The sequence below is a fragment of the Pseudaminobacter soli (ex Zhang et al. 2022) genome (assembly GCF_014595955.1).
Taxonomy (GTDB): Bacteria; Pseudomonadota; Alphaproteobacteria; order Rhizobiales; family Rhizobiaceae; genus Kumtagia; species Kumtagia pseudosoli.
On the sequence record NZ_JABVCF010000006.1, the window covers coordinates 334,434 to 341,667 of the forward strand.

Sequence of the window (7,234 nt, forward strand, 5' to 3'; positions counted from 1 at the left end):
CTCAAGCGCGACGGTGCCTTCCGCTCGGTGGGCCGAATTCGCTGAGAGCCCAAGGCTCAAAATCGTCCTCGCATTCAGCTAAGAACAGGTCACCAAACTGTCGCCAGGCTGCTTCCGCCTCGGCGCGATCCGGGCGACCGTAGGCGTCCACCGGTACGCCAATGTCAGCCAAGTCTTCGAAGTAGTCGTGCCCTGACTGGAACACCATCCGCCACGCCGGCAACGCCTCTGCACGGCGGCGGTCAACGCGCTTGCGTATAGGCATCAGCGCCTCCACCCGGCTCGCCGAACTCCTCCAGCGCCCATGGCACGTCATTGCCACGATAGCCGGCCATGAACTCGACACCATGCCGAGACCACGCAACTCGGGCTTCATGTAGATTTGGTTCAAGCCGCTCGTTCAGTTCGATGCCGGCCGCGTAGCCGCGGTTCAGCATGTCAAAACCGTGAATAAATATCTCGGTCCACGCATCGCCGCTGCGGTTGCGCTTTTCCGTCCGCCTGCGTACGGGCATTAGCGTCGGCTCCCGTAATCAGCGGTACGCGGCGGTCGGGGCGCGTCTGGTGCGTCGACCCCATCGAGGGCTAGCTCCCTGAGCAGCCTGGCCAGCAGAACCTTGTTGTCGCGCTCAATGCCGATCTCTGGTCGCGCCTTCGGTTGCCCGAAACGGTCCGTGTAAGTCATTCCATCTCGGTCAATCACCTCGCGAGCCGCGCAGACCCGGTCCCAGGATTCGGCCGCAGCCAGAAGCAACTTGAAGTGATGTTCTTCCATTTCAAAGTCGGAAACGACCGATTTAACCCATGTTTGCGTTGACTTTCGAAGGTGTTTTGGTACCTTGAAAGCCGTAGTTTCCTTGGTTCTCAAGGCTTCCTCCAAATTTTATTTGAATCGGGGCGAGGCTGATACACGCTCTTGGACCGCACCGTTCCGGGCTTTCGAGGGACGGGAGGATCGACCCTCCCCCTTACCGCGCTGCAACATGAAGCGTTGTGCGCTGCAACATGGCCCGTTGTGCACTGCACGGTGCGGCGTGGCACGGCTAAAGCAGCGTGGCCGCAAGCACGACTGCCACCGCGGCCACGAAGGCCAGCCGCGCCGTCAAGCTAAGCCCCGCAATCGCTGGTCGCGCTCCATCTTAGCGATGAGGCGCTGGTGGGCGCTGATCGCGTCTCGCAAGCTGGCGTTGGTTTGCGGATAGGCCGGAAAACTCACGACCGATACCTCGATCAGTTCCGCCTCAAGAATTGTCCGTAGTGGCAGGGGCCCGCCCGTCGTCCAGTCCTCCTCCAGAACCCTGAAGCTCGGACTGAATCCCGTGACATCGCGGCGCCCAACCGTCCCCGCGAGCGTCTGACCATCAGGCGTAGTGAGATCAGCGTCGATCTCGACCAGCAGTCCAGTCGCATCCTCGCGTAGGCGGAGCGTCCCCGCCGACACGCGCCCGACTACTCGCCCCGTATCGTGGTCAAGTAGAGCGCGAACGTCGGCTTTACGAAGGGAGTTGGTTAGGCTGCCGGGGGCGAACCGCTCTCGAAAGTCCCGCCCGATCGTGGTCACAGCATTCCAAAGGACGGCATGGCCGGCGACGACCTTACTTTCGCCAGTCATCTCGGGCGACCTTTTTTTCCGCTTCAGCAAGCCGAGCCTCACGCTTCGCGTGCGGCGAGTCCTTGTACAAGGATCGGGCGATCACGGCTGGATCCGTATCATCGACGCGCAGCAGTTTGCCGCGCAACAGGATGCGCCGTTTGGCCTTCGGCCGTTTTTCGTCGGCTCGTTCAAGCATTGTAGTACCCAGCCTTTCTAGCTTCATCAATGTACGTCATGATCCGCCGACCAGGCTCATGGGAAGCACCAAGAAACTGCGGCGCCATAGGAATGAGCGACAGCCATGCGACGTCTTCAGCTTCGAGATCATGACGCAGCCTGTCGTAATCGCGATGCGCCGCATCTAGGCCTTCCATCGCCTTGCACATAGCCGCGACGCGTCTGGCATACTCCGGTTTTATTTGTTCGCACACGAGCCGGCTGGCCTTTGTGCGGGCTTCTCCAATTCGACCGCGCAGCACGTCTAGGGCCGCAGCGATATCCCGTTCGCGCGCCACAATTTCAGCGACACGCTTACGGTTGAGTGCCTTCGTGCCTGGCGCGTCACCTAGCAATTCTGCGATGGCTGGGCGGACTTCCGGAGCGGTATCGGCCGCAATTTGTTTTTCTAGCTCGCGCCGTTCTGCAGCAAGCGTTGTCTGCTCGGCCTGAATGGCGGCCTGCTTCTCGATTAGCGCGGCGTACTCGGGCGATGCGTCGGCCAAGGTAGGCACGCGGAACGCCTGAGCCGGTGCGGATTTTTTCAGGAAGGCCATTACTTACCTCCAAACAGCGAGCGCACCGCGTCATTGAAAGCGGCGCCGTTAATGATGGTCGAGCGGCGGTGGCCCGAGGCCTGCCAGCGGGATGCGTCCGCGCCGACCGGCACGAAACGGACAATCTTCCCGGCGCTCGCATCATGCAGGGCAATTTCCTGCCAGCTTGACACGATCTCGAGCTTGTCGCGCCGGAACAGATCGGCATCACCGCCGAGCGCAAGGTGCGCCTGTACGTCAATCGCCTCGCCGGCTGTCCGAATGATGGATTCAGGCGCTCCGTCGAGATTGGCACCGCCTGGCGCAAGCTCGCGGTAATTGCGCACAGCGTCAGCAACCGCACGCAGTGGCGCGTCCACGGCGACACCGATGAGCAGGCTGACGAGGTGCTCCGGCTTGATTTCTGGTGAGCGGCCAGGGCCGCCGGCAGGCAAGACGCCAGCATCCGTGAGTGCTCGCGCGACTGCTCGCGTGCGTGGCTTTGCGAAGCCGAGGAACGCGCATAGCGCATCCACAGCCTCGAGGGTTGTGGTCATTGGAAGTTTCTCCGAATTTTGAAGGTCGCGAATGCGATGGTAAAAAAGAGCCGCCTCAAGGGCGGCTGCTGAAAGGGGACGCCGGCAGGCTGGTAAGTGTCTATCTACGCAGCGCTACGCTATTGGCTTTTCGCGGCCACGATTTGGCACTTGGCGTGCTTGAAAGTTGAAGCTGGCGTCACCATCTTGCAAGCAACTCGAGTCAGCCGAAGCGTGTGGGGGCACCACGGTGGCTGAATTAAAAACCGAAAAACCCCCGCTGCTGGTCTTATGCGCGATGTTCGGCTCATCAAGAGACACGCGCAGGATAGAAAGGTGTGTGGGCATGTCCCTTACTCTTGCTATCGAAACCAGCCAGCCGTGCGGTGCGACGTTCCGCCTGGCGCTTGGGTGCTCTGCGCCCCTTGCTCTGGTTTCGGTCCTGATCGCTTTCGCGCGGTTGTTCTGATGAAGGAGGGCATCCCGGTAACGGGGTGCCCTTTTCCTATTCACCGTCTGACAGCGCTAGGCGGCGAGGGCCACCTTCGCCCACCTGGCCGCGGCAAGTAGAGCCGCCCCGCCGCGCCGGTCAGCGTAACCGCCGCGTGCGCCAAGAGCCTTGCCGACGTCAGCGACATTGCCGCCGGACAGCATCACCTCAATCACCGTATCGACTTCATCGGGAGGCTGCGGGGACTCCGGTTGCGCAACGCGGCGCATATCACCTCGGCTTTTACCCGTCTTCGGTTGGCCGAGGCCGCCGATCGCGCCAATGAAGAATGCGCCTTCGGCTACAGCCGCATCGGCCAGCGTATAGCAGCAGTCGGCGTGCACAACGGAGCGGACTCCGGGTTTCAACTCGAACCAGCCATGAAAGCCTGTGAGCGGCCGCACTGGTACGCGCTCCGCGCTGACCGCAGCAAGAGGTGATGGCAACGCGGCGGGTCGCTCCAAGTACTCCTCGGCGTCCGTTGGTACTCGGCGCGGACCACGCGCCCTGCCATCCTTGCGGCGGTCAACTCCCAAATCCTTCGCATCGGCCTGGTTGTCGTTAGCGGCGTCAGGCGGGAGGCGGTCGCGTGCAATCAACCACAGGCAGGCGGCGCCTTTCCGGTCATGCTTCCTAAGCCAATTCATGGCCGGACGCTGGCCGCGATACCGGATTCGAACGGCGGGCTGCTTCGGCTCGGGATTCGCCTTCAGGATCTCGTCGGCAACTCTAAGCATTTCCTTGCGGGTGTTCATGCCGCCCTCTCCTCCTTCCCAGATTTCCGATTTTGCGGATGCGAAAGTTTTCCCCCGCGACCGGTCCAGATCCCATTAGCCCTGGATCGCGACCCTCCCCTCCGCGGACACAAGGTGGGCGCTCAGCCAAGATATATAGTGTTTTTACTGTGCTATTTCCGCATCGACCCCTCGCGCGCGCGCGTTGCGCGCGCGGGAGGCATGGGCTCATAGAAAAAACTGTAATTGCGAACGCGGTCGGGGACCCCAGCGGTCCCGGCCCCTTGTCAGGCCAAGGATCGACTCGCCCCTCCCGTCTCACCGCCTCGAGCGGCCAGCCCAAGGCACGCGCCAATAGGCATTTGCGTTGACCAGCAGGGCCCCGAGCAGCGCCTGTTCTGCCTCTATGGCGTCAGGGAGCACAGGGCGGATGTCTCGCGTAAATGCATTCATGCAATCACCCCATGCGCCCGATCTTGAAGACTAAAATGGTCGATCACATATCGATTGTGGGCCGCTGCCGCTGTCGGCTTTGGCCTGTTCCGAAACTCAAAAATTCGTTCGACTTGGAGGATCTGATGAGCGATCGGATGTTCGACAGCCCCGTTTTCGTGAAGTCCACGGAAAGCCTCATCGAGGAGATAGCGTGCCTGGAGGACGCCCTCGATTTCCTTTATAGATGGCCAAAGAAGCGGCGCGGAACGATCTATGAAACCGCGCTCCGCGCCTGCCAAAGAGCGTTTGATAGCACCTATCCACTGTCCGCTGCTAAGCAGGCGTTCCGCGGCTTCGCAAAGTCCGTGAACATCCTGGAAGAAGTGTCGATGCCTTTGCCGTGGATGGTCGAGCCCAAACCGGGCCAAGGCGGCGGCGTGACGACATAGGCGCCACCAGTGACGGGCGGCAGCACTCTCGCTGCTGCCTCTTTGCTTTTGTTGAATGGGTGCCGGATTCCCGGCCCAAGAGCCAAGGAGGTCACTGTGCTCGCAAAACACTTCGAAAAGCCAGTTTGTGTATGGGTCGGACTTGGCTTTCCTCGCCAGATCAACACCGTCGTTGATGCCTATCAGTTCCTCCTGGACTGGTGCGGCAACAGCCCTGAGCAGAAGGCGGCGATGCGTGCCTGCAAAGCTGCCCTTGCTGGCGAGGTCGATGCTGACACTGCCCGAGGCGTTTTGGTTGCGTTCGCCCGCAAGAAGGACATTCTCGTCGAAGACGAAACTATGCCGCCCATGGCGACCAAGGTAAGCCCAAGGCATCTGTGACTGCTGTCGGATTTTCAGGGCGGTAGGAATCATGCTGCCGCCCTCGCCTGAAGCATCTTGAACGTCTGGGTGGCCGACCCCGGAAGGCTATGCCTGGGTAGTCATGCCACCTCCCGCTGGTCCTGGTTGTCGTTCGCCGCAGCGGGGCGCCGATCGGGGCGCAACTGGTAGAACTCCCGCCACGATAGCCGCCGGCCACGGTACGGGCGTGCAGTCTCGCTAACTGCAGAGTCGGAGGTGGTGCGGGTCGCTGGCTCGAGAAGTTGCATGCGATTGCGCTCCGTTTCTGTGGAACCTTCGAATACCGTGGCCCATTGGGAGGAGTGTTAATGGTAGAAAGGTTCCGTGATATGAACCGGAGCGATCTGATGCGGCGCACTCTTGAAGTACAGTGCAAGCTTCGTGATGCACGGCGATTGCTCGCGGATATCAGAGGGAACAAAGCTATATTCGAGATTGACACGCTACTGTCGGTTGCGGAGGGCGAGATAGCGCGACAACTCTCGGAGATGCAGCGTCAAGGATAGGCTGCTCTTACTCGCCAAGGTAAATCCGTGCCTCCCGCGCCGCGGCCACAAACGCGTCACGGGCCGCGCTAGTCGAAACTTCTCCTTTGATGGCGGCCAGGCAAGCCCTCATTGCCGCTTGCCTGGCGGGACTGTCCTGCGGCCAGTCGTACAAGAGAAACTGCGCGGCCTCTCGCACTCCAACGACAACACGATCCCGGTCAATACGGCCGAGTTGGACCACGACGGGCCTGTCGAAAAAGCTGCTAACCATAAAACCTGTGCATTTTAACGATTGACGCGCAGGGAAGATGTGGCAGCTATCCTCAGTTGCAAGTGTCCATCGACTGCCTAACGCTCGAGGCGGTCGGCGATGTCGTGGAGGTGGGAGGCGAGGCTCATGCGGCTTCCTCAGCAGGGATCGGGAGGTAAGACACTGTTTTTCCGTTCGCGATTGCCTGAAGCGGCTTGAACAGGATGTCATCAGTATCGCTCACAGAGTTCAAACCAATAGCGGCACAGATCGACTCAAGCGTTGCCTGGCCCTCCCGCTGATAAGATTCAATGAACGCCTGCGTGTAGAAGCGATGTTCGAATACCTTGCCGTCATGCTCTCCCGGCGTGTTAACAAGGAACGCTAACGTCACCTCTTCGTCGCCGCCCTTACGGTCTATATCTCCGTCAATGAATTCTCCGACATATCGCCCGGCTGGCCAAAGTTTTGGGCTGCCGACCATGAAGTCAGGAACGTTGTCGTTTTCATTGGCGGCTACGGCAGGCTCAACCTTCGGCGCTTTCCGCTCTTTCGGCTTGTAGGCGGTCGGCGGGTCGCATTCGTACTCTTCCCGCTCAATCCACTTCGCCAGCGTGCGTCGTGGCGCGTCCGGGTTGTTCTGCGCAGCCCATGATGCTTGCCACTCGCGCGCCGCCTCCACCATCCGGCCATGAAGGTCGGGACCGGGGTTCAGCGTCGTATAGGCTGCCCTGGCTTCTTTCTTGTTCTTTCCGCGACGGGGATAATATGCGCACCAAAGCTCCTCGAAGTTATCTTGCGCCGTCCCCGCGTCGGCCCGCGTCAGCGGAGCCGAAAGCGGCGCCGTAGGCGCGGCGCAATCTTGTCCATCTTTCCCGTTCCCCGGGTCTTGTGCCCGGGTCCGGGTAGATGGGTCTTCGTTCATAAAATCCCGAACGCTATCGATCGTAGTGTTCGGAGTTTCCCGAACATCAGCGTTCGAAAATTCCCGAACGCTAATTTCATCCTTGCTTGTGTTCGGAGATTCCCTGTGAATCGGCGTGCAATTTTGACCCCTTAGCAGGGAGGATCGGCGTCCAAAATTGACCCCCCTCATTCAGTCGA

12 protein-coding genes are annotated in these 7,234 nt (G+C 60.5%); 2 read left to right on the forward strand and 10 right to left on the reverse strand.

All coding sequences use genetic code 11. From position 1 onward, the window contains the following. Position 1: 1 nt before the first annotated feature. The 8 genes from HUI96_RS13740 to HUI96_RS13775 form a co-directional block, all read right to left on the reverse strand. Positions 2–265, reverse strand: a complete 264-nt coding sequence (locus tag HUI96_RS13740; RefSeq protein WP_237684123.1) for a hypothetical protein — start codon at positions 263–265, stop codon at positions 2–4. Next, positions 243–515, reverse strand: coding sequence for a hypothetical protein (locus HUI96_RS13745; protein WP_188255249.1), 273 nt, complete (start codon positions 513–515; stop codon positions 243–245). The genes HUI96_RS13740 and HUI96_RS13745 overlap by 23 nt, the downstream gene beginning before the upstream one ends. After that, complete coding sequence (locus HUI96_RS13750; RefSeq protein ID WP_188255214.1) at positions 515–868, reverse strand: hypothetical protein; 354 nt, start codon at positions 866–868, stop codon at positions 515–517. Before HUI96_RS13750 ends, HUI96_RS13745 begins: the two co-directional genes overlap by 1 nt. A gap of 234 nt (positions 869–1,102) precedes the next feature. Next, positions 1,103–1,612, reverse strand: coding sequence for an HK97 family phage prohead protease (locus HUI96_RS13755; protein ID WP_210320158.1), 510 nt, complete (start codon positions 1,610–1,612; stop codon positions 1,103–1,105). Next, positions 1,596–1,790, reverse strand: a complete 195-nt coding sequence (locus HUI96_RS13760; protein WP_188255250.1) for a hypothetical protein — start codon at positions 1,788–1,790, stop codon at positions 1,596–1,598. The genes HUI96_RS13755 and HUI96_RS13760 overlap by 17 nt, the downstream gene beginning before the upstream one ends. Continuing rightward, positions 1,783–2,367, reverse strand: coding sequence for a hypothetical protein (locus HUI96_RS13765; protein WP_188255216.1), 585 nt, complete (start codon positions 2,365–2,367; stop codon positions 1,783–1,785). The genes HUI96_RS13760 and HUI96_RS13765 overlap by 8 nt, the downstream gene beginning before the upstream one ends. Next, entirely contained in the window at positions 2,367–2,903 is a 537-nt protein-coding gene (locus tag HUI96_RS13770; RefSeq protein ID WP_188255217.1) for a hypothetical protein, read from the reverse strand. The genes HUI96_RS13765 and HUI96_RS13770 overlap by 1 nt, the downstream gene beginning before the upstream one ends. A 504-nt stretch (positions 2,904–3,407) precedes the next feature. After that, entirely contained in the window at positions 3,408–4,127 is a 720-nt protein-coding gene (locus HUI96_RS13775) for a hypothetical protein (protein ID WP_188255218.1), read from the reverse strand. A 557-nt stretch (positions 4,128–4,684) separates the two neighbouring features. Between HUI96_RS13775 and HUI96_RS13780 the strand changes: the two genes are divergently transcribed. Both HUI96_RS13780 and HUI96_RS13785 read left to right on the forward strand, forming a co-directional pair. Next, positions 4,685–4,990: a DUF982 domain-containing protein gene (locus HUI96_RS13780; RefSeq protein ID WP_188255219.1), complete on the forward strand. Its 306-nt coding sequence runs from the start codon at positions 4,685–4,687 to the stop codon at positions 4,988–4,990. 9 nt (positions 4,991–4,999) lie between these two features. Next, the gene (locus HUI96_RS13785) at positions 5,000–5,371 is read left to right on the forward strand and encodes a DUF982 domain-containing protein (protein ID WP_337918320.1); all 372 of its coding nucleotides are present in this window, start codon (positions 5,000–5,002) and stop codon (positions 5,369–5,371) included. 534 nt (positions 5,372–5,905) lie between these two features. On the opposite strand, the gene HUI96_RS30065 is transcribed toward HUI96_RS13785, so the two are convergent. Together HUI96_RS30065 and HUI96_RS13795 are read right to left on the reverse strand one after the other, a co-directional pair. Further along, positions 5,906–6,361: a DUF982 domain-containing protein gene (locus tag HUI96_RS30065; RefSeq protein WP_337918322.1), complete on the reverse strand. Its 456-nt coding sequence runs from the start codon at positions 6,359–6,361 to the stop codon at positions 5,906–5,908. Then, on the reverse strand, positions 6,276–7,055 hold the full coding sequence (locus tag HUI96_RS13795) for a hypothetical protein (RefSeq protein ID WP_188255221.1): 780 nt from the start codon (positions 7,053–7,055) through the stop codon (positions 6,276–6,278). Before HUI96_RS13795 ends, HUI96_RS30065 begins: the two co-directional genes overlap by 86 nt. Positions 7,056–7,234 lie beyond the last annotated feature (179 nt).